The 21,630-nt window shown below is 62.4% G+C and carries 21 protein-coding genes; 15 read left to right on the top strand and 6 right to left on the bottom strand.

Annotation, left to right across the window (positions count from 1 at the left end; translation table 11 throughout):
- Positions 1 to 44: 44 nt before the first annotated feature.
- Entirely contained in the window at positions 45 to 707 is a 663-nt protein-coding gene (locus RB548_RS25715) for a sulfite oxidase-like oxidoreductase (RefSeq protein ID WP_331376588.1), read from the bottom strand.
- Positions 708 to 1,252: 545 nt separating this feature from the next.
- On the opposite strand from RB548_RS25715, the gene RB548_RS25710 reads away from it, so the two are divergent.
- The 3 genes from RB548_RS25710 to RB548_RS25700 all read left to right on the top strand — a co-directional run bounded on the left by RB548_RS25710 (position 1,253) and on the right by RB548_RS25700 (position 5,185).
- Complete coding sequence (locus RB548_RS25710) at positions 1,253 to 2,338, top strand: glycosyltransferase (protein WP_331376587.1); 1,086 nt, start codon at positions 1,253 to 1,255, stop codon at positions 2,336 to 2,338.
- A gap of 11 nt (positions 2,339 to 2,349) precedes the next feature.
- Positions 2,350 to 3,561 carry a glycosyltransferase gene (locus RB548_RS25705; protein WP_331376586.1) on the top strand — a complete coding sequence of 404 codons (1,212 nt, stop codon included), beginning with the start codon at positions 2,350 to 2,352 and terminating at the stop codon, positions 3,559 to 3,561.
- 160 nt (positions 3,562 to 3,721) lie between these two features.
- On the top strand, positions 3,722 to 5,185 hold the full coding sequence (locus RB548_RS25700; protein ID WP_331376585.1) for a lipopolysaccharide biosynthesis protein: 1,464 nt from the start codon (positions 3,722 to 3,724) through the stop codon (positions 5,183 to 5,185).
- Here the strand turns inward: RB548_RS25700 and RB548_RS25695 are convergent.
- Positions 5,120 to 6,463, bottom strand: coding sequence for a polysaccharide pyruvyl transferase family protein (locus RB548_RS25695; RefSeq protein ID WP_331376584.1), 1,344 nt, complete (start codon positions 6,461 to 6,463; stop codon positions 5,120 to 5,122). The genes RB548_RS25700 and RB548_RS25695 overlap by 66 nt on opposite strands.
- A 249-nt stretch (positions 6,464 to 6,712) precedes the next feature.
- Positions 6,713 to 7,468 (bottom strand): IclR family transcriptional regulator, encoded by a 756-nt coding sequence (locus tag RB548_RS25690; protein WP_331376583.1) that lies wholly within the window; start codon positions 7,466 to 7,468, stop codon positions 6,713 to 6,715.
- Positions 7,469 to 7,652: 184 nt separating this feature from the next.
- On the opposite strand from RB548_RS25690, the gene RB548_RS25685 reads away from it, so the two are divergent.
- From RB548_RS25685 to pcaF, 3 genes are read left to right on the top strand one after another with little or no spacing between them, the layout of a single operon-like run.
- Positions 7,653 to 8,510: a CoA transferase subunit A gene (locus tag RB548_RS25685; RefSeq protein WP_331376582.1), complete on the top strand. Its 858-nt coding sequence runs from the start codon at positions 7,653 to 7,655 to the stop codon at positions 8,508 to 8,510.
- A 10-nt stretch (positions 8,511 to 8,520) separates the two neighbouring features.
- Complete coding sequence (locus RB548_RS25680) at positions 8,521 to 9,312, top strand: CoA-transferase subunit beta (RefSeq protein WP_331376581.1); 792 nt, start codon at positions 8,521 to 8,523, stop codon at positions 9,310 to 9,312.
- On the top strand, positions 9,312 to 10,514 hold the full coding sequence (gene pcaF, locus RB548_RS25675; RefSeq protein ID WP_331376580.1) for a 3-oxoadipyl-CoA thiolase: 1,203 nt from the start codon (positions 9,312 to 9,314) through the stop codon (positions 10,512 to 10,514). Before RB548_RS25680 ends, pcaF begins: the two co-directional genes overlap by 1 nt.
- Positions 10,515 to 10,629: 115 nt before the next feature.
- Here pcaF and RB548_RS25670 read toward each other — a convergent pair whose 3' ends face one another.
- Entirely contained in the window at positions 10,630 to 10,914 is a 285-nt protein-coding gene (locus RB548_RS25670; protein ID WP_331376579.1) for an acylphosphatase, read from the bottom strand.
- 614 nt (positions 10,915 to 11,528) lie between these two features.
- Here RB548_RS25670 and RB548_RS25665 point away from each other — a divergent pair.
- From RB548_RS25665 to RB548_RS25655, 3 genes are all read left to right on the top strand, one after another.
- Positions 11,529 to 12,212, top strand: a complete 684-nt coding sequence (locus RB548_RS25665) for an RNA polymerase sigma factor (RefSeq protein ID WP_331376578.1) — start codon at positions 11,529 to 11,531, stop codon at positions 12,210 to 12,212.
- 73 nt (positions 12,213 to 12,285) lie between these two features.
- Positions 12,286 to 12,810: a DUF4142 domain-containing protein gene (locus RB548_RS25660; RefSeq protein ID WP_331376577.1), complete on the top strand. Its 525-nt coding sequence runs from the start codon at positions 12,286 to 12,288 to the stop codon at positions 12,808 to 12,810.
- On the top strand, positions 12,807 to 13,136 hold the full coding sequence (locus RB548_RS25655; protein ID WP_331376576.1) for a cupredoxin domain-containing protein: 330 nt from the start codon (positions 12,807 to 12,809) through the stop codon (positions 13,134 to 13,136). The genes RB548_RS25660 and RB548_RS25655 overlap by 4 nt, the downstream gene beginning before the upstream one ends.
- Before the next feature lie 185 nt (positions 13,137 to 13,321).
- Here RB548_RS25655 and RB548_RS25650 read toward each other — a convergent pair whose 3' ends face one another.
- On the bottom strand, positions 13,322 to 14,077 hold the full coding sequence (locus RB548_RS25650) for an SDR family NAD(P)-dependent oxidoreductase (protein WP_331376575.1): 756 nt from the start codon (positions 14,075 to 14,077) through the stop codon (positions 13,322 to 13,324).
- A 341-nt stretch (positions 14,078 to 14,418) separates the two neighbouring features.
- On the opposite strand from RB548_RS25650, the gene RB548_RS25645 reads away from it, so the two are divergent.
- From RB548_RS25645 to RB548_RS25620, 6 genes are all read left to right on the top strand, one after another.
- Positions 14,419 to 15,015 carry a L,D-transpeptidase gene (locus RB548_RS25645; protein ID WP_331376574.1) on the top strand — a complete coding sequence of 199 codons (597 nt, stop codon included), beginning with the start codon at positions 14,419 to 14,421 and terminating at the stop codon, positions 15,013 to 15,015.
- A 190-nt stretch (positions 15,016 to 15,205) separates the two neighbouring features.
- A complete protein-coding gene (locus RB548_RS25640; RefSeq protein ID WP_331376573.1) occupies positions 15,206 to 15,343 on the top strand; it encodes an ABC transporter in 138 nt (45 codons plus the stop codon).
- A 152-nt stretch (positions 15,344 to 15,495) separates the two neighbouring features.
- Complete coding sequence (locus tag RB548_RS25635) at positions 15,496 to 16,086, top strand: hypothetical protein (RefSeq protein ID WP_331376572.1); 591 nt, start codon at positions 15,496 to 15,498, stop codon at positions 16,084 to 16,086.
- 149 nt (positions 16,087 to 16,235) lie between these two features.
- On the top strand, positions 16,236 to 16,823 hold the full coding sequence (locus RB548_RS25630; protein WP_331377100.1) for a protein-S-isoprenylcysteine O-methyltransferase: 588 nt from the start codon (positions 16,236 to 16,238) through the stop codon (positions 16,821 to 16,823).
- 10 nt (positions 16,824 to 16,833) lie between these two features.
- The gene (locus RB548_RS25625; RefSeq protein WP_331377099.1) at positions 16,834 to 17,619 is read left to right on the top strand and encodes a hypothetical protein; all 786 of its coding nucleotides are present in this window, start codon (positions 16,834 to 16,836) and stop codon (positions 17,617 to 17,619) included.
- Entirely contained in the window at positions 17,616 to 18,488 is an 873-nt protein-coding gene (locus tag RB548_RS25620; RefSeq protein WP_331376571.1) for an SDR family NAD(P)-dependent oxidoreductase, read from the top strand. The genes RB548_RS25625 and RB548_RS25620 overlap by 4 nt, the downstream gene beginning before the upstream one ends.
- A 227-nt stretch (positions 18,489 to 18,715) precedes the next feature.
- Here the strand turns inward: RB548_RS25620 and RB548_RS25615 are convergent, their stop codons facing one another.
- Positions 18,716 to 21,547 (bottom strand): DNA translocase FtsK, encoded by a 2,832-nt coding sequence (locus RB548_RS25615; RefSeq protein WP_331376570.1) that lies wholly within the window; start codon positions 21,545 to 21,547, stop codon positions 18,716 to 18,718.
- Between the last annotated feature and the right edge of the window lie 83 nt (positions 21,548 to 21,630).

Here is a 21,630-nt window from a genome sequence, read left to right as displayed (position 1 = left end):
CTGTAGCACCAAAATTCGCCGGTTGCATTTCCGAAGGCGGCGCATCAATCGCCGGAATAGCGCTCCTCAAGCCACGGGTCCCCGCGCATGTGATAGCCGTTCCGCTCCCAGAAGCCGGCCATGTCGGCAGCGCGGAAATCGATCCGCGTCAGCCACTTGGCGCTTTTCCAGAGATAGAGGTGCGGCACGACGAGGCGCATTGGGCCACCATGGGCACGGCTGATCGGGGCGCCTTCCCAACGCGTCGCGAGAACCGCGTTCTCTGCAGCGAAGTCGATAAGCGGAAGATTGGTCGTATAGCCGTCGTAGCTCGTCAGCACGACATATTCCGCCTCGGGCTTCGGCATCACCCGGTCGATGAGGTCGCGCGTCAGCACGCCCTGCCAGCGGTTGTCGTAGCGCGACCAGGTCGTCACGCAATGTATGTCGGAGAGAGTGTCGCTCTGCGGCAAGGACTGGAATGCCTTCCAGTCGAGTGACAACGGCGTCTCGATGAGGCCGGTCAGGTCAAGCCGCCAGGTCTCCAGCGCAATGTGCGGCTGCTGTCCAAGATCCAGAACCGGCCAGTCCTTGACGAGATGTTGGCCAGGCGGCAGTCGGTCGGTCTCCGGGCGCGCGACGCGCCCCGTGAGGAACTTGCCACCTGCCGCCCACTGCCGCTTGGTGGACGTCAGTTTCGTTTCCGGTATCGGTTCGTCATCTGCCATGATGCACCCGCCGTTGTTCTTTTTAAGTCGTGGGAGCGATTTGAGGCGCGAAAGGCCGCGGCGTCAAGCGAGCGGTTCGGGGCATGTGCCGGTACTCCATGCGAGCTAGATCGAATGGGCGAGCATCGATTGACTATCCGCTCCTGCCGTGACAGTCTCTGTTGCAGTGCAGCAATGCTGCGCGCCTGTCTCGCACGGTCACCCTGCTCGGTGGAGGACTGCTTTCTTGCGGCTGGATCGACATGTTTTCGGAAACTCGCACACCCCCGCGCCAGCCCCGTGGCCTTTGCTCGGGCGCGGCCTGATATCGCAGGTTGCGCCGACCCAGGGGCGACCGACCCAACAATTGCCGTCATTCTGGAGTTGATGCGTTTCGCCTCGCCCCTTCGGGTGAGGTGCCAACCTACTGCATGTTTCCTTAAATCGCAGACGCTTTGAGGATAAAAACATGCAGCAATTCAAAGTGCGACAGCGTCCTTTGCGCGTCTTGTCAGACGCGCGGCTGTAGCGGTCACGGCGAAATGCCTGTATGAAGGAGAAGCGGTATGAAGGTTCTGTTTGCCGGTGGAAACGGTTATTATCCGGAATTCAGCGGCGGCGTTCAGTCGAGCACGCACCACCTCGTCCAGCAGTTGCGTGACCGCGGTCACGAGGCCGGCGTGTTGGCCGCCTTGTTCGGCGACGGCATGTTCGGCTTCAAGGCGCGCGTCAGGCTTAAGTTGTCCGGGGAGCGCGGCGTCATGGACAGCTTTCCCGGCTATCCCGTCGTTCGGGCCTGGCACCCTTGGGAAGCGGCAACCTTCGCCGTCAACAAGCTCCGTCCCGACGTCGCCGTTGTGCAGTGCCACAAATCGGTCCCGATCGGAAAGGCGCTGCAGGTGCACAATGTGCCGCTGGTGATCTATCTCAGAAACGTCGAATTTCACGAACTCGCCGGCGATCTCAGGGAACTGACTTCCGCCCACTACATCGCGAATTCGGAATTTACCGCCCGGACCTACAAGCAGAAATACGGCATCGACTCGGTTGTCATCCCGCCGACGATCAATCCTGAAACCTACAAGACACCGACGACGCGCGAATATGTGACCTTCATCAATCCCTATAAGGAGAAGGGATTCGAGCTGGCGGTTCGCATCGCCGAGCAATGCCCCGACATTCCTTTCCTGTTCGTCGAAAGCTGGAAGCTCGCCGACGATCACCGGGCGGAAATCGAGAAGATCATCGCGCCGCTGAAGAACGTGCGCCTCGAAAACCGCACCAGCGACATGAAGACCGTTTACGGGCGGACGAAGATCCTGCTTGCGCCGAGCAGATGGGAAGAGGCCTGGGGACGGGTAGCGTCCGAGGCGCATTGCAGCGGCATTCCGGTCGTCGGATCGACGCGCGGAGGACTGCCGGAAGCGATCGGCGAAGGCGGCATCCTTCTCGACCACGATGGACCGCTCGAAGAATGGACCGGCGCGATCCGTCGTCTGTGGAGCGACGAGGCCGAATATGAACGGCTGTCGGCAGCGGCCTCGAAATTCGCCGAACGCCCGCTGATGCAGCCTGCCCGCCAGTTTGCGGCATTCCTCGAGGTTCTCGATCGCGCTGCCGCGAGCCGCGCCTCTGCGCTCAAGGCCTCCTGAGACCGGTAAGCATGCGCATCGGTTTCATAGTCGGTCAGTTTCCGTCGCTTTCGGAAACCTTCGTCATCGGCCAGATGGCCGGCCTGTTGCATCGCGGCTTCGAGGTCGATGTCGTCTGCAACGGGATATCGGATTATAATTTCGCGGATCGGCGGCAGGAGCCGCTCGCCACCCTTCTCGCACGAACCCGTGACTGGTGGGGTGCGGCGGGGCGCACGCGTCCGGTCATCGAGCGGCTGCCGGCAAAACTTCGCGACAAGGTCTCGACCGCGCTCGACATGTCGTCGGTTGCCCGCCTGAATGAATGCGATGTCCTCGTCGCGCATTTCGGGCACAACGGCGCTCGCGCCGCGCGGCTGAAGAAATGGAAGCGGCTGAAGCCGCCGATCGTCACGATCTTCCACGGCTACGACGTAGGGGTGCCGCTCTACGAGCGGGGCCTCGGCCGATACAATGATCTGTTCGAATACGGCGCGCTCAACCTGACCGTGAATGGCTTCTTTCGCCGCGTTCTGGTGGAAGCCGGAGCGCCGGAAGCCAAGGTTGCCGTGCACCACATGGGGATCGATCTCAAGAAGATTCCCTATGCGTGGAAATCCTGGCGCGGCTCTCCGCTGCAATTGATTTCAGTATGCCGGCTGGCCGAGAAAAAGGGCGTGGAATACGCGCTGCGCGCGCTCGCCCGACTGCGTGCCGTCGCGCCAGAACTCGCCTGGCACTACACGATCATCGGTGACGGTCCCTTGCGGCAACCACTGGAGGCGCTCGCCTCGGAACTCGGCATCGCCGAGCAGGTTTCCTTCCTCGGCAGCCTCGCCCATCAGGACGTCAAGGAGTGGCTGCGGCGCTCGCACGCCTTCGTGCTGCCGAGCGTCACGGCCAGGAACGGCGATGTCGAAGGCATACCGGTGGCGCTGATGGAGGCCATGGCGGCCGGTCTGACCGTGGTAAGTTCCAACCATTCCGGCATTCCCGAACTGATCGAGGATCAGAAGACGGGCTTCCTCGCCGACGAAAGAGACGTCGAGACGCTTGCAAGCCGCCTGCGCTTTGTCGCGGAGCATCCCGAGCAATGCGAGGACGTAGCGCTGCAGGCAAGGAAGAAGGTCGAGGCCGAATTCGACATGGCGGCGCTCGACAATGATTTTGCCGAAATCGTCAGCCGGATCGCCAGAGCGGAAGGAGATCGTGCGACTTCCGCTTCCATCGCTCTAACTCGTTAGAATCGATCGCGATTTACGATTTGGGGCGATCGACCCGAAATCGGCGCGATCCAGAACATTCACAGTTCGCGGAACAGAGAAACGCTCCAACTCTTTGAAACGACGCAATTCCGGACGAGTTACCGCTTGTCCTGGAATTGCCCTAGTCGAGGCAGGTCGCTTGAACGCAGAAAACATCCAATTCGGTCGGCTCGCGCTTCGTGGCGGGCTGGTGACGGGTGGCGCCCAGGCCATTCGCATGGTCATCCAGTTCGTCTCCGTCGTCGTGCTCGCACGTTTGCTGGCACCGGAGGACTTCGGCCTCGTCGCATCGGTCAGCCCGGTCGTCGCCTTCGTCGGGCTTTTCCAGAACCTCGGGCTTCAGCAGGCGGTCATCCAGCGCAAGGAAATCGGAGAGAGAGAGCTCAATCACGTCTTCTGGATCAGCACCCTCGTCGGCCTGATCTGCACCCTCGTCGTTGTCGCGCTTTCGCCGGCAATTGCCGTTTTCTACGGCGACGAGCGCATGACGGCGATTGCGATTGCCGCAGCGCTACCGCTGCTCCTCGGCAGCCTGGCCGCGCTCCCGCTCGCTTTGATGAACCGGCACCTGAAGTTCGGGCAATTGGCGTTGAACGATGTTTATGCCGCAGTCGTGGGCCTTCTCGTCACTGCCGGAGCCGCCTATCTCGGGATGGGCTACTGGTCGCTCGTCATTGGCCCCGCGGCATCTGCGGCGGTCGCCCTCATGGCCGCGTGGTGGGCCACGCGCTGGATGCCGGGGCGTCCGGCCTTCGCGATCGACCGCGACATCATCTCGTTCGGCGCCAATCTCACCGGCTTCAACCTCGTCAACTTCTTCTCGCGCAACCTCGACAACGTCCTGATCGGCAAGTATTCCGGGCCGATCGAGCTCGGTTATTACGACCGGGCCTACAAGCTTCTCCTGTTCCCGCTGCAGAACATCACGCAGCCTCTGTCGCGCGTGATGATCCCGCTGATGAGCCGCATCCAGGAGGACAAGCCCCGGTTTCGCGATATCTACATGCGCACCAACTGGCTGCTCGCCGCGGTCACCATGCCCGGCATTGCGGCGCTGACTGCGGCCGCCGAGCCAACCGTCAGCATCCTTTTCGGTGAGAAATGGCTGCCGGTCGCGCCGATCTTCGCCTGGCTTGGAATCGCGAGCCTGATGCAGCCGGTTTCGAGCACCACGGGCTGGATCTTCATCTGCCAGGGCGAGACGAAGACGATGTTCCGCTGGGGCATATATTCGTCGCTGACGACGGTGCTCTCCTTCGTCGTCGGCCTGCAATGGGGCGCGATCGGTGTCGCCGCCGCCTATGCCATCAGCGGCTACCTCTTGCGCGTTCCGGTACTTGCCTGGTTGCTGCGGCGGGTGGGGCCGGTATCGGCGATGGATTTCCTTTTCGTCCAGGGCCTCTTTCTCGTGTCGGCCCTGGCGGCCTGGATTTGCTACCGGCTGCTGCCGGAAGCCCTGACCGGAAGCTCGGACTTCCTCGCCCTCGCTTCCGCGATTTGCCTCAACTACGGACTGGCGCTCGTCTTCGCGCTCGCCCTACGCCAGCCGCGCCAGGTTCTGTTCGACATCCTTTCGAAGGCCATGAGCGCCATTCGCCGCTAAGCCTTCGATTAGGGGACGGATGAGGTCCGCTGCCGACATTGCCGAGGCGTGCTCCTCGAGCACCGCCTTGAGGCTCGTCTCGCGATAATGGTAGAGGTTTGCGACGAAGCGGTCGAGCTTGCCGCTCGCCTCCTCCGGCGTCACCGTATCGATATCGAGCAGCACATCGTCGACGCCGACGCGCTTGGCGACTTCCTTGGTCTTGAACTCGTAGGCGATCGGCAGCACCGGCGTGCCGACGCAAAGCGACATGATCATCATGTGCATGCGCGTCGCCACGACGAAATCGAGCCCTCTGGCGATTGCCATCAACTGTTCCGGCGTGTGGAACGACGCGTCGACCGACACGTGCTCGGCGATTTCGGGCGAGAGCCCCGATACGATCAGCTTCGCCGTCTTCGAATCGTCATGCGCATATTCCGGCACGCCCTGGCAGGTCGAAATGAAGGTGACCTTCTTGCCGTGATCGCGCACGAGCCTCGTCGCCATCTCGCGGACGGAATCGATGTACCGCCCCATGCCGCCGTCGCCGCCCTGGACGTAATGCCAGTGGCGCACGGAGATGCCGACGCGGCCGCTCGGTGCCGGACGGCCGATCATCAGCAGCGCCTTGATCCGCTCGACATCCGCAAGCGCGAAGACCGAATCGGCGACCACATGGCATTTCGACGGATCGTCGACGAGATCGAGGATCTGGTTGCGGGACCGCGCGTCGCGCAGGAGGATCAGCGGACTGCGGGCGAAAATCGGCGGCAGCATCCGGCGGTTGTAAGGCTTCTCGAACGGGCCGAGGGACTGGGTGAAGAAGATCGTCTTCTTGCCGAGCATCTCGCCGAGCTTGAACTGGTTGATGCGCCGCTCGAGTGAATAGTTCTCGACGAGATAGGTGCCTCCGGTGGTGATCACCAGATCGGCGTCCTTGTAGAGCGCAAGACTCTTTCGGTCCTCATCACTGAAAAAGCGGCGATCGAGATAATTGCCGCTGCCGAGATGGCGGAGCGCCTGGAACGCAGCCTGGTTGTAGACCTGCTTCAGCGCATTCTTCACGGTGTTGTCGTCGTATTTGTACTTGAAGATCGATTCCGACGGGAGTTTGCGAAGCTCGATGTCGGGATATTGTTCTTTCGGATACAGTCGCGCGGCAACTTCCGGCTGGCTGTCGAACACAAGAAATTCTACGTTCTCGCCCAATATCGATTTCAGGATATGCCTGATCGCGAAAAGAATCGCCGCGTCGCCCGTGTTCAAGCAGACCGTGTTCTCGACTACAACTTTCATGTTCTGTCATCCCCGTTGAAGGTCTCGCCAGACATTGGGAGGTGATGCCGGCCGACTTGCCGCTTGCAGAGGTATTCCGTTCCCGACGGACAACCCGCAATAGCGTTCTGTCGCGAAGTTTTGGTGAATTCATGGCCGACGGAGCGATATTTGCCGCAATGCAGCATAAGGGCGGACATGGCCTGATGAGGCGGCAGCGGAGGAGCGGTTCTACATGGCATTTTTTGCCCTAATGCCCCTTGATCGCGCCTATTGCACCAGCGGCCGCAATGCCGCCTGCGTCTCTTTGAGCAAAGACAGGTAGCGCTCCGCCAATTCGGCGGCAGCAACATGGGCGGCCGGGGCGCCGATATTGAGTGCCGCGACCACCTGTCCGCGCGCATTCAGCAAGGGAACGGCGATCGAGCAAAGCCCGAGTTCAAGCTCCTGGTCGATCACGGCATAGCCCTGCTCGCGAACCCGGCGCAGTTCCTCGATCAACTCTTCCGGATCGGTCTTCGTGTGCGGCGTATTGGCCTTGAGCTCCGTGCGCGCGAGAATATCCCGAGCTTCCGCTTCCGGAAGCGCGGCCAGCAGTACCCGGCCCATCGAGGCGCAATAGGCGGGAAGGCGGGATCCCGGCATCAGGTTGATCGACATCACCCGCCGCTGCGAGGCGCGCGCCACATAGACCACCTCGGTGCCGTCGAGCACGGAGGCGGAGGCGCTCTGACCGGCCTTTTCCGAAAGCTGGTCGAGATAGGGCTGGACGAGCGCCGGCAGCGGTGTCGCCGATAGATAGGCGTGGCCGAGCCGCAGGATTTTCGGCGTCAGTGTGAAGAACTTGCCGTCGTAGTCGGCATAGCCAAGCTCGGAAAGCGTGAGCAGCGACCGCCGCACCGTCGCACGGTCGAGATCGGTGATCTTCGCAGCCTCTGCAATCGTCAGGCGCGGCTGCGCCTCTCCGAAGGCCTCGATAACCTTCAGGCCGCGCGCAAAGCCGCTGACGAAATCCGTTTCCCGCATGATTCGCTCACCTCGTTAGCGCGTTCATTTTGTGCGATATATGAACAAATGTCAAATATCGCACAAAATATTTGACGAGTGGCTGAAACGAGCGCTTATTTCCGCCATCGCCGATGACGAAAGCCGGGCGGGACCGCGGGTCCCGTGCTCGGCGGTTCGGCAACATCAACGGAGGAGGGCCAGTATGGCTCGCATAGTGTCGCTCGCCGAGGCGGTCGCCGAAAACGTGAAGGATGGCGACACCGTCGCCATGGAAGGCTTCACCCATCTCATTCCCTATGCCGCCGGCCATGAGGTGATCCGCCAGGGCAGCAAGGATCTCTTCCTCGTCCGCATGACGCCGGACATCCTCTATGACCAGTTGATCGGCGTCGGCGCCGCACGCGGCATGAAATTTTCCTGGGGCGGCAATCCCGGCGTGGGCTCGCTGCACCGCTTCCGCGATGCGGTGGAGAATCAATGGCCGCGGCCGCTGGAAATCGAGGAGCACTCTCACGCGGCGATGGCGAACGCCTATGAGGCGGGCGCCGCGAACCTGCCCTTCGCAATGCTGAGGGGCTATATCGGCGCCGACCTGCCCAAGGTGAACCCGAACATCAGACAAGTTACCTGCCCGTTCACCGGCGAAGTGCTCGCCGCCGTGCCGGCGATCCGTCCGGACGTGACGATCATCCACGCGCAGCGCGCCGATCGCAAGGGCAATGTGCTCCTCGAAGGCATCGTCGGCGTGCAGAAGGAAGCAGTGCTTGCGGCCAGGCGCTCGATCGTGACCGTCGAGGAGATCGTCGACGAGCTTGACCCGCCCTCCCCGAATTCGGTCGTGCTGCCCACGTGGGCGGTGACGGCAGTCGTCCACGTGCCGGGCGGCGCTTTCCCCTCCTATGCGCATGGCTATTATCCGCGCTCCAACGCCTTCTACATCGCCTGGGACGAGATCGCCCGCGACCGGGAAACGTTCACCGCCTGGATCAAGGAAAACGTGCTCGACGCGAAGCCCGAGGACTTCGCCAGACATGCCGCCAAGTCGGCAAAGGTCGCGTGAGGAGGCGACGATGACGGAATTCACACCCACGGAAATGATGACGATTGCCGCATCGCGCGAACTTTCCAATGACGACGTCTGCTTCGTCGGCATCGGCGCGCCGTCGGCCGCCTGCAACATCGCCCGGCTGACGCACGCGCCGGATATCACGCTGATCTACGAGAGCGGCACCGTCGGCACCAAGCCGGACGTGCTGCCGCTGTCGATCGGCGACGGCGAGTTGTGCGACACTGCGCTCTTCACCGTCTCGGTCCCGGAAATGTTCCGCTACTGGCTGCAGGGCGGGCGCATCACCACCGGCTTTTTGGGCGGCGCGCAGATCGACCGCTTTGCCAATCTCAACACGACGGTCGTCGGTCCCTACGACCACCCGAAGGTCCGTCTCCCGGGCGGCGGCGGTGCGCCGGAGATCGCCTCCAATTGCGGCCGCATCTTCATCACCATGGCGCTCTCGAAGCGCGGTTTCGTCGAGAAGCTGCCCTTCATCACGTCGATGGGCCACGGCGAAGGCGGAAACCACCGCGAGCGGCTCGGCATGAAGACCAAGGGGCCCACCCGCGTGATCACCGATCTTTGCATCCTCGAACCGGATCCGGAGACGAAGGAACTGACTGTGGTCTCGATCCATCACGGCGTCACACGCGCGCAGATCGTCGAAAATTGCGGCTGGGCAATCAAGTTCGCCGACACGGTCATCGAGACGCCGGTGCCGACGGAAACGGAACTTTCGGTGCTGCGCGACATCAACGCCCGCACCAAGAAGGCCCATCAGGGCACGGACAAGGGTAAGGAGGCCGCCTGATGCGCGACGTTTTCATCTGCGACTATATCCGCACGCCGATCGGCCGCTTCGGTGGGTCGCTGTCCTCGGTGCGCGCGGACGATCTCGGCGCGATTCCGCTCAAAAGCCTCCTGCAGCGCAACGCCTCGGTCGACTGGGAAGCGGTCGACGACGTGATCTTCGGCTGCGCCAACCAGGCGGGCGAGGACAACCGCAACGTCGCACGCATGTCGCTGCTGCTCGCCGGCTTCCCGCTTTCCGTTCCCGGCACGACGATCAACCGTCTTTGCGGCTCTGGCATGGACGCCGTCATTACGGCGGCACGCGCCGTCAAGTCGGGCGAAGCCGAGCTGATGGTCGCCGGTGGCGTCGAGTCGATGTCGCGCGCGCCCTTCGTGCTGCCGAAAGCCGAAAGCGCCTTTTCGCGACATGCGGAGATCCACGACACCACCATCGGCTGGCGCTTCGTCAACCCGTTGATGAAGAAACAATACGGCGTCGATTCCATGCCGGAGACCGGCGAGAATGTTGCCGAGGACTATCACGTTTCGCGCGAGGATCAGGATGCGTTTGCCGTGCGCAGCCAGGCGAAGGCCGCCGCTGCACAGGCGAACGGCCTCCTCGCCAGGGAAATCGTCTCGGTCACCATTCCGCAGAAGAAGGGCGAGCCCGTCGTTGTCGATAGGGACGAGCACCCCCGGGCAACGACGATGGAAGCGCTTGCCAGGCTAAAGGCACCGTTCCGCGAAGGTGGCACGGTCACTGCCGGCAACGCCTCGGGCGTCAACGACGGTGCAGCGGCGCTCATCATCGCCTCGGAGGAAGCCGCACGAAAACACGGATTGACCCCGATCGCCCGCATCCTTGGCGGCGCTTCGGCGGCCGTGCCCCCGCGGGTGATGGGCATCGGCCCGATCCCCGCGTCCCGCAAGCTCATGGCGCGTCTCGGCATGACGCAAGATCAGTTCGACGTGATCGAAGTCAACGAGGCCTTCGCGAGTCAGGGACTGGTGGTGTTGCGCGCGCTCGGCATTGCCGACGACGACGCCCGCGTCAACCGCAACGGCGGTGCGATCGCGCTCGGCCATCCGCTCGGCATGTCGGGGGCGCGCATCACCGGAACGGCGGCACTGGAACTCGCCGGGACCGGCGGGCGCTATTCGCTCTCGACCATGTGCATCGGCGTCGGCCAGGGCATCGCCGTGGCGCTGGAGCGGGTATGACCCCGCCGGCGCCTACACGAAGGGCGCTGTAGCACTTTGATTTGCTGCATGTTTTTCCCTTAAGTCCGCTCCGAATTAAGTAAGCATGCAGCGGGCGGGGCTGCGGACCATCGTGTCAATCGGTGATTTGAAACCCCAAGGGCGCTTGTACGGACGAGGCATCTTCGCTCTCGACGTTTGACACCCGTGCCGCCGGCGGGCCTTTCCAAAAGCGGTTCAGCATCGTCGAGATCGCCGCCTCGGGTCCGGCAATCAGGGCTGTGACGGAGCCGTCGCGTTCGTTGCGAACCCAGCCCGCCAGGCCAAGCTGTGCCGCTTCGTCGCGGGTCCAGACACGGAAGCACACGCCCTGTACTCGTCCAGTGATCCGGACCAAAGCCGCTTTGCGATCCTCCGCCATGGCCGCCTCCTTCCTGTTCGGTCTTCTGAATCTGGCGCAGACGGCGGCGAATGCAAGCACATCGCTCGCGCGATCAGGCCCTGCGCGCGCCACCACGCCGGCACCGTTGCCATCTAGATCACGATGATTTTGGGTCCAATCGACCCAAAATCATAAACGTGATCGGTTCTAATAATTTGGAGCGGGATGCGGGCGGAAAACCGCTCACACTTTTCCTCATCCCGCTCTGGAAAATCTGCCCTCTCGGACTTGAAGGTACTGCACCGCAACACCATTGTATGATTCATCGATAGAGCCTCCTCCTCCCGGCTCTATCGTGGGATCGGCAACCCTCCTCCTCCCAGTTGCCGATCAGAATCGGAAGCCCGGCGCCCCTCCTCCCGCGCCGGGCTTTCTGTTTTGAGGGCTACTGTCTGTTTCGTTAAATCCTGGCCGATCAAGGGATAAAAACATGCAGCAATTCAAAGTGCTGCAGCGTCCTTTGCGTGTCTGATAAGACGCGCGGCGCTGCAGGCTCGAAGCGCGCAGGCGATCGCGATAAGATGGTCGTCTGCTGCACATCTGGGAACGTTTGAGCGGGTCCGGCATCCAATGTGCGACAAGGAGCCTCGACCATGCCCATTGCTGACACTATCCCCTCCCGAAAACGCGCGACCTCGCCGCAAGAAATCGATGCCTTCCGCGTGATCATGCAGACGCACAACCGCAAGCTCTATCGCATTGCGCGAAGCATCGTGCAGAACAACAGCGATGCCGAGGACGTTCTCCAGGAGGCCTATGTCCGCGCCTTCACGCATTTCTCCGAATTTCGCGGCGACTCGGCGATCACCACGTGGCTCTCGCGCATCGTAATCAACGAGGCCCTGGGCCGGCTGCGCCAGCGACGGCGCAGGAAGCGGCTTACCGACGACATGTTGCAAACCCATCAGGCGGACATCATCGCCTTCCCGCGCAACGCAGACACCGACAATCCGGAAAAAACGATGGCACAGCGACAGATTCTCGACCTTGTCGAAAAGGCGACCGATCAGCTTCCGGATATCTACCGCACCGTCTTCGTCATGCGGGTGATCGAGGGGCTCAGCAACGAAGAGACCGCCGATCTGCTGGCGCTTCGCCCCGAGACCGTCCGAACGCGGCTCTTTCGCGCGCGACATCTCATCAAAGAGCAACTGGAGAGACAGATCGGTCCGCTACTGCTCGACGCCTTCCCCTTCGCGGGCAAACGTTGCGAGCGTCTGACCGAGGCCGTACTTGCCCGCCTCTCGCGACAGGAACCGGAGGACGGCGACAGGTAATCGGGAACGTTTCGACCCGCGAAGCATCCAAAGCACGTCAACACGCTTTGAACTTCGAAGAAAGGAACATCCGATGACCGTACGCTTAACCACTGCCGCCGCCGCATTCGCCCTGTTGCTCGGAGGTAATTGGGCGCTCGCCGCCGACAAGCCCACGGATCCGCAGATCGCGCATATCGCTTACACCGCAGGTGTGATCGATGTCGAAGCGGCGAAGCTGGCCATTGCCACATCGAAAAACAAGACCGTGGTCGAATTCGCCGAGAGCATGGTGCGCGACCACGAGTCGGTGAACAAGCAAGCACTCGATCTCGTCAAGAAGCTCAATGTTACGCCCGAGGACAACGACACCAGCAAGGCATTGTCGCAGGCGGCCGAAAGCAAGCGTTCGGAACTGGCGAAGCTGACGGGCGCGGATTTCGACAAGGCCTATGTCGAGAACGAGGCCGCCTATCACAAGCAGGTCAATGGCGCGCTGGAAACCCTGCTGATCCCGTCCGCGCAAAATGCCGAGCTCAAGTCTCTGCTCGAGACCGGGCTGAAGCTGTTTCAGGGCCATCAGCAGCACGCCGAACATGTCGCGACGGAGCTGAGATGAACGCGGCAGCGAACCCGCTAAGACCAGCTTTTCTCGCCCTGTTGCTGGGAACGGCGACCATCGTCGTTCCCGCTCAGGCGGAAACCATTGAAGTGACGATCGACCGCCTCGTCTACGCGCCGGCGGAGATCGAGGCGAAAGTGGGCGATGAAATCGAGTGGATCAACAAGGATGCGCTCGTTCACACGGCCACCATGAAGGGAGGTACTGAAGTGCTCGTGCCGGCGAAAAAATCAGGTCGCCTTCTGATGAGGGAGCCCGGCAGCTTCGACTATATTTGCCGTTATCATCCCAATATGGAGGGGCACATCACCGTTCGTCCGTAAACCCACGTGCCGCTGCGTCCTTTGCGCGTCTGATACGACACGCGGCGCTGCAGGAGCGCCGGGGCAGCCCGGCTCTCCTCTCACTCCGTCCGGATCGCCACGTCGGCCGGCGCGAATTACAGGCCGCCGACGTGGAACGCGGCCCCGTCTTGCCGCAACATGCCGCTTCGCCGGAAGCTTGCGGCTCAATGGGCCGTATAGGCGCCGTCCACGAGGTGGACGCTTCCGGTGATGAAGCTCGCCTGCTCCGACAGCAGGAAGCACACGAGGGACGCCACCTCCTCCGGCTTGCCGCGCCTTGCCATCGGCTGCAGCGACATCATGCGCCGGGTGCTCGCGATGTCGGCATGCTCCGACAGGAGCGGCGTTTCGATCCACCCGGGACCGACGGCATTGATGCGGATGCCCATCCGCGCATATTCCATTGCGGCGACCTTCGTCAGCCCGACGATCCCGTGCTTGGCTGCGGTATAGGCGGCGGCGGTCGGCAGGCCGACCGAGCCGAGAATGGACGACATGTTGACGATCGCGCCGCCGCCCTGCGACAACATGGCGGCGATCTCGCGCTTCATGCAGTAGAAAACGCCGTTCAGGTTGACGTTCATCACCTTGTGCCACTCGTCGAGCGGGTAGTCGGCCGTCGCCTTGCGGATGCCGTCGATGCCGGCGTTGTTGACCGCCAGATGAAGGCCGCCGCATTTCTCGACGGCGAACCTCACCAACTTATCCACAGCTTCTGCATCGGCCACGTCGACGACGAAGTCGTGGGCCTTGCCGCCGTGCGCACGAATCTCGGCGGTGATTCGGCGCGCGGCGTCAGCGTCCAGGTCGGCAACGACGACCTCGGCCCCCTCGCTACCGAGTTGCAGGGAAACCGCCGCGCCAATACCGGAACCCGCACCGGTCACGATCGCAACCTTCCCCTCAAAGCCAAGTTTCATTTGTCTATCCTTATTGTCGTGCCTCGACCTAATCGAGCGGGCACGGCACCGCAAGACGTTTCACAAGTTAGCTGGAGCCGCATCTACGTCAGCGACCCGAAACCTCCACGACTCGCGAGAACCCGCCTGTTGATCCCGCCGCTATTCATTCGCCTGAACTAGGTACCCCTACAGATATACCACGCTTCTCCCGCTGATGCTTTCGGTCGCGAGCAAAGATGTACGCCTTTCCAACCCTTTACGCTGTCCAGCCACTTTAATCGACGTACAAGACTTGGCCGCTGCGCGCGGCAATGTTAAAGACGAATCTGGGGGCGCATCATTTTGCTCAGCAGGTAAAGATGGACGATAACCGAATTACGCGCCGGACGCTCGTTTTGGGCGGTCTGGCTCTGTTGACCTCTGGATGTAGTTCAAGCTGGCAAGGGATGGGGGTGCCTGTTCCATCCCTGTTCGGAAACCAGTCCGGCGTGGACCGTCGCTACCGAAGGCAGCATGTCCGCTATGAAGGATACGAGGCGCCCGGAACGATCGTCGTTAATACGATGGAGCGCTACCTCTATTCGATCGAAGAGGGCGGCTGGGCGACGCGTTACGGAATCGGCGTCGGAGAAGAGGGGCTTACCATGAAAGGCAGGGCGGTCATCGGCCGCAAGGCGGAGTGGCCCGCATGGACACCAACCGCCAGCATGATCAAGCGCAAGCCGCACCTGGCGCAATATGCGGGCGGTGTCTCCGGCGGACCCCACAATCCGCTTGGCGCGTCGGCCCTTTATCTCTACCGCGGCGGACAAGACACCATGTTCCGCGTGCACGGAACGAACGAGCCTTGGACGATTGGCCACGCGGTTTCGAACGGTTGCATTCGCTTGACGAACGAGGATATCGTCGACCTCTACAGCCGCACGCCCGTGGGCACCGAGGTATTGATCATCTGATGGTGTTTCCCCATAATTTTCGGTATAAATGATGAAGCTGTGTGTTTTTGGAACACCGTTGAAAGTTCGGCAACGACAAACCGAACGGCAACTGTGTCCTTTCTGCACTAGGCCGAGTCGCAAATCGCCACTATTACTTTGAATGTTGCCTTCGATAACCCATTCCGACTATTGAGGAAAGGACTACTTGATGAGCCGAATTCTAATCGTGATGATTGCGTTGTTTTCCGTCGCCAGCCTGAGCGCTTGCGGGGCCGTTGGCAAAGGCAAGGGCAAGGAACCGCCACCGGCGGCAGCGCCAGTTGAACAGGCGCCAGTCTATAAGTAAAATTTGACCTTTGCGCGGGGAGGGTCTTACGATCCTTCCCACGCTACTTTTCATGGCCGCACCGGCTTAGGATTTACAGCGCTGACGCCTGAAGCTCACAAAAGCTGGCTTCAACTTGGCGCTCATCAAAGCTCGGGAGATAGAGCGTAGTAATGGCGCTTATACGAGGTCGCATATCGCTTGTGGTCCTGCTCGCACTGGCAACCACAGCATGTCAAACCGAAGACAAGGCTCCCCAACCGCGTTTTGTTTCGAGTTACGATGCCACCGGGGCGCTGTCCGACGGAAAGTCTCAACAGAGAAACTACGGCTACTTTATCGAATTCCGCTCTCGCTACGCGCTCAGCTACGGCCACTCCTACGTGATTTTCGGGCGCACGAACAAGGCTGGAGCAATGATCAATCCCGAGGTCGCAGGACTCGCCCCGGCTACGACCGACGCCGGACCGTACGTCATGGGCCATTTCCTGCCTGTCCCAGCCGAGACCGGGTGGAGCGACGGCGACCTGGAAGAGGAATACAGGTCGGCAAGCTGGCGCGTTCTGCTGACGGAGGCCGAGTACCAGAAAGTCGTCGCGGACATCCGAAAGCTGAAGGCCAAGTCCCGTCTCTGGCACGCGTCGCTCTACAACTGCAACGCCTTCGTGGCGGAGATTGCGCGTTCGATGGGGTATGAGACACCCGGCATCTGGCTCAGGCCGCAAGAATTCATTACAAAGCTTCGGGAGATGAACGGCGGGTGAGTGCAATTGATCACCCCACCGGTCATCCGGCGGTCGGGTCATACCACCGCTGAACCTTTGTCGGTCGGAGCGGAGCATAATGGCCACAACCTTGACAGCCGTTGCGATGGCCGCGGATCGCAGCGAAGCTTAGGTGAGCTAGAGTGAACATATCAGTCGCTTCCGTCGGCGAAATCATCTGGGTGCTCGGCATCGTCGCCTGGTACTTCATTCGGCGTCCGTATGAGCGCCGGGCCAAGCGCGTGCGGGTCGTCAGCCACCGCCGCTCGCGTTCCGAGACAGTCGGGCTTGCAGCGGCCCTCATCGGCCTCGCGGTCGTTCCCGGTTTTTACGTCGCCACCGGCAAGCCGGAGGCGGCCGACCATCCGGCGCACGCATGGGCGGTCGTCGTCGGCGCCTTGACCTTCGCCACGGCGATGTGGGTCTTCCGCAGAACCCACAAGGAACTCGGCCGCAACTGGTCCATTTCGCTGGAGATTCGCGACAAGCACGAGCTGATATGCCGCGGACCCTATGCGCTCGTCCGTCACCCGATGTACACCTCCTTCCTGCTTATGGGCATCGGCCAGGCCTTCCTGCTGTCGAACTGGGTGGCGGGTCTCGCGGGTCTGGTGGGCTTTGCTGTCCTCTTTTTCCTCAGAGTGGACGAGGAGGAGCGCATGATGCTGGAAATATTCGGCCCGCAGTACCGCGCCTATATGGACAGGACCAAGCGAATTATCCCCTATCTTTACTAGAGGTGGCATGATGCGAGGCCGAGCCCTCAAGCTTTCGGCGGCACGACGCCTTGTCGGAGACCTGATGCGATTTTCGATCGGCGTGCCACGGGTCACGGTACAGCGTCAGATGAACCTTGGCCCCCTGCAAAAAGCCAGATTGGCACAGCCAAGCCGGCCGTCCTGGACAGTCCTTTTCCTGAAGGGATATGCGCTCCTCTCCAAGGAGACACCGGAGTTTCGCCGCGCCTACGTCAAATTCCCGAGGCCGCAGCTCTACGAATATCCGGGAAGCGTTGCGTCGGTCGCGCACGAGCGCGAACATGGGGGCGAACGGGTCGTGCTCTTGAGCACGATCAAGACTCCCGAGCAGCGTTCGATTGCCGAATTGGGGGCGATGATCCAGTCAGCGCGATCGCGTCCGGTACTCGAGATCAAGCAGTTCCGCCGTGCCTTGAAGCTCGCCCGCGCACCGGCGCCGATCCGATGGCTGCTCATGTGGCTTGGCCTCAATATCGGGCGCCAGCGCGCGCGCCATTTCGGCACTTTCCAGCTGTCGGTCTATTCCGGTCTCGGCGCGGAGTCCCTCAATCCCCTGACGCCGCTCACCACGATTTTCAATTACGGTCCGATCAGCGAGGATGGAGTGGTGACCGTCCGCATCCACTATGACCACAGGGTCATGGACGGCGCCAATGTCGCGCGGGCGCTGGAACGGTTCGAAAAGATCCTGAACGGCGAAGTCGCCGATGAAGTGGCCGGTCTTTCCGAAAGCGGAACCGCCCCGAATGCTGCAGCATCGGGGTCAGCGGCATGACGAGCCCCGAGTCCCGGCCGGCCGTCGTCGTGGTCGGCGCCTCGCGCGGCATCGGCAAGGCGATCGCCGAGGCTGCCGCGAAGGACGGCGCCACCGTCGTCCTGGTCGCGCGTTCGGAAGAAGGTCTGCAGGCGGCCGCGGCCTCCGTGCGGAAGGCAGGCGGCGAGGCTTTCACACTTGCTCTGGATCTCACGGCCGCCGATGCGGCGGCGTGCCTCGAAGACTTCCTATCCAACCAGCGGCTGGTATGCGACGTTCTCGTCAACAGCGCCGGCTATGGCCTGCGCGGCGGGGCCGCGACACTGCCGCTCGACGAGCAAATCGGAATGGTCGATCTCAATATCCGCGTCTTGACCGAGCTCACGCTCCGTTTCCTTCCCGGAATGGTCGCGCGCGGCAGGGGCGGCGTGATCAATCTCGGTTCCGTCGCGAGCTTCACGCCCGGACCGTTCATGGCCTTGTACTATGCGAGCAAGGGCTTCGTCCGTTCCTTTTCAGAGGCGCTGCATCAGGAGGTGCGCCCGGCCGGCGTGACAGTCACCTGCGTCGCCCCCGGACCGGTATCGACGGAGTTCCTCGAAAAATCGGGCGCCGACAGGGCGGCGCTGTTCAAGATCCTCCCCAAAGTGGAATCGGAATACGTGGCCGAACGCGCCTGGCGCGGATTCAAGGCCGGCCGACGTCTCGTAATCCCGGGCATTTCCGCCCGGCTGGCGATCCTGCTCGCCGGGCTCTTGCCTTCCGCAGCCCTCCTGCCCCTGATCGGCCGCCTGCAGCTGCGCGGCAGTGATCCCTGCCCTTGCGGTTCGGGCAAGACGTTCAAGAGCTGCTGCCGCGCCGGCCGATCGCAACGGCACGCGCCGTCCTGATCCTTGCCGTTGCGACGGCGGATGGCTCGCGCCGCTGCATGATTTCGCGATATTAGCGCCGTGCGTTCAAGTGAACGCACAAAGGACGCTCTAGCACTTTGATTCTAGAGCATCTTATCCGCTTTCAGTGATTCCACTTGAAAGCGGGATGCTCTAGCCGGTACCGAACCTGTTTCCCGTCCGTCACGCTGATCACAGCACTCGCGTCCTCGAGGCGAGGCTGCGAATCACTCCATATCGTCGCTGTCGGGCACGCCGGAGTGGTCGCGTTGGCCGTAGATGATCTCGCGCTTGCCGACATGGTTGGCGGGGCCGACAAGGCCCTCCTTCTCCATGCGCTCGACGAGCGAAGCGGCACGGTTGTAGCCGATGCCGAGGCGGCGCTGGATGTAGGACGTGGAGCACTTCTTGTCACGCAGTACCACCTTGACCGCCTGGTCGTAGAGCTCGTTGCCGTCTTCCGACGCGATAGCGCTCTTGTCGAACACGGCGCCCTGATCCTCTTCCGCCTCCTCTTCCTCTTCGTCCGCGGTCACAGTTTCGAGGTATTCCGGGCGGCCCTGCGTCTTCAGATGCGCCACGACATGCTCGACCTCCAGGTCGGAGACGAAAGGCCCGTGGACGCGGGCGATGCGGCCGCCGCCGGCCATGTGCAGCATGTCGCCCTGGCCGAGGAGCTGTTCGGCGCCCTGCTCGCCGAGGATCGTGCGGCTGTCGATCTTCGAGGTGACCTGGAAGGAGATGCGCGTCGGGAAGTTCGCCTTGATCGTGCCCGTGATGACATCGACCGACGGGCGCTGCGTTGCCATGATCAGGTGAATGCCGGCGGCGCGCGCCATCTGCGCCAGCCGCTGGATCGCGCCTTCGATCTCCTTGCCGGCGACCATCATCAGGTCGGCCATCTCGTCGACGATGACGACGATATAAGGCATCGGCGCCAGATCCATTTCCTGCTGTTCGAAAAGCGGCTCGCCCGTCCCCTTTTCGAAACCGGTCTGGACCGTCGCGAGGATCGGTTCGCCCTTCTCGCGCGCCACGGCCGCCCGCTGGTTGTAGCCGTCGATGTTGCGCACGCCGAGGCGCGACATCTTGCGATAGCGGTCCTCCATCTCGCGCACCGCCCATTTGAGCGCCATCACGGCCTTCTTCGGGTCGGTGACAACCGGGGTCAGCAGATGCGGGATGCCGTCATAGACGGAGAGTTCCAGCATCTTCGGATCGACCATGATCAGCCGGCATTCCTCCGGCTTCAACCGGTAGAGCAGCGACAGGATCATCGTGTTGATCGCCACCGACTTGCCCGAACCGGTGGTGCCGGCAACGAGCAGGTGCGGCATCTTGGCAAGCTCGGCGATCACCGGTTCGCCGCCAATGGTCTTGCCGAGGCAGAGCGCCAGCTTGTAGCCGGTCTTGCGGAAATCGGCGGACTCGATCAGTTCGCGAAAGTAGACCGTCTCGCGGGTGGCGTTCGGCAGCTCGATGCCGATGACGTTGCGCCCGGGCACCACCGCGACGCGGGCCGAGAGCGCCGACATCGAGCGGGCGATATCGTCGGCGAGGTTGATTACGCGGGACGATTTGACGCCCGGCGCCGGCTCGAATTCGTAGAGCGTGACGACGGGGCCTGGCCGCACATGGATGATCTCGCCTTTGACGCCGAAATCTTCGAGCACGCTTTCGAGGAGCCCGGCATTCTGCTCGAGTTGCTCCTGCGTCATGAAGAAGCCTCGGCCTTCCGGCGGCTCCTGCAGCAGTTCTTCGGACGGAAACGCATATGCGTCGACGGTCTGGACTCGCTCGATCGCTCCGATCAGCGGCAGCGACGGGGAGGAGCGCTGCACGACGGCCGGCATGGTGACCATTGCTTTCGCCGTCGGCGCTTCGGAAACCTTCTCCGGCACCGCAGCGAACGCGATCGGCTCGGCCGGCGCTGCGGCGGATGCTGGCGCGACCACTGCGGCTGCCGCCGGAGCGGGTTCCTCCACCGGCGGCCCGTCGATCGCGTCTGGCGTCTGAGCGGAAGCGGGCAAGTCAGCGGCCGGCGCTGGACGCCGGCATTCGACGACCCGGAACAGCGAGGTGATTCCGGTCGTCGGCAGCGACGGGATTTCCACCGGCCGGGCGGCCACGGTCTTCGTTTCCACTGCGGCCTCAGGCGAGGTTGCCACGGGAACGAGCGAAGGCGCGGCGGTCGCTGGGACCACGACCACGGGCTCCATGAATTCGAAGAAGGCATGATCGGAAAGATAGGCGAGGCGCGCGTCGGGCTGAACGCCGATCTCGGTAACCGCACCGAGGGTGATTGCTGGAGCCTCCGGAAGCATTTCCCCAGCCTTCGCGTCGACCGCTTCCTGTTCGGATGCCGGTTGCGTTGCCACCGCCGTCGGCCCTTGCGGCGCTGCGACCGGTACCGAAGCCAATGCCGGCTCGGCCACGTCGGTGTTTTGGGCCTGCTGAGAACGCCAGGAGGGAAGCTGCTGCATCAGTACGCGCAGGAGTTCGGATGGACTGTGGTTGGGTGTCTCCGGTTCGACAGCCGGCATATCATTCGCCGGGGCCGCTTCGACCGCCGCCTCCCCGACATCATCCCTGGCCGCAACATCCGTCTCGGCGACCTCGACCGGCACCTCGGCTTCGGTTTCGCCCTCCTCGATCGCCGGCGCGCGGCGCTTCATGAATTCGCGCTCGGGCGTGCGGGTGAAGCGGACATTGGGCGACAGGAAGAAATGGCTTTCCCAGGTCGTATCGCCGTCATGCCCGGTGATTTCCGCAAGCGTCGGAAGCGGATCTCGCGTGGAGGCAGTCACTTGCGCCGGAGCGTAGGCTGAGCCCTGCCCATAGAGCCGCGCCGCCCGCCCGGCGTAGCCTGTGTCGTCGGCTACCTGGCCGGCAGCCCGCCGCGGCGCTTCCGGCGCCTCAAACAGATGGTCGTGTTCACCGGAGCCTGCCGTCTGGGCGTGAGCGCTGCTCGTCGCACCCGGATGGGGAGCCTCGAAATCGTCCGCCTGGTTTGCATCATACAAAGCTGCCGTCGAGAAATTTGTCCGGGGAATACGCATGGCCTGAAAACTCGAAATTCATTATCGAAGGGGCTGCCTTAAGCGAATAGGAAATGAAGGTTAACAACTTACTTCCGCAAGCC

Source organism: Sinorhizobium chiapasense (assembly GCF_036488675.1).
GTDB classification, from domain to species: Bacteria; Pseudomonadota; Alphaproteobacteria; order Rhizobiales; family Rhizobiaceae; genus Sinorhizobium; species Sinorhizobium chiapasense.
This window is presented reverse-complemented; position numbering and strand designations above follow the sequence as displayed.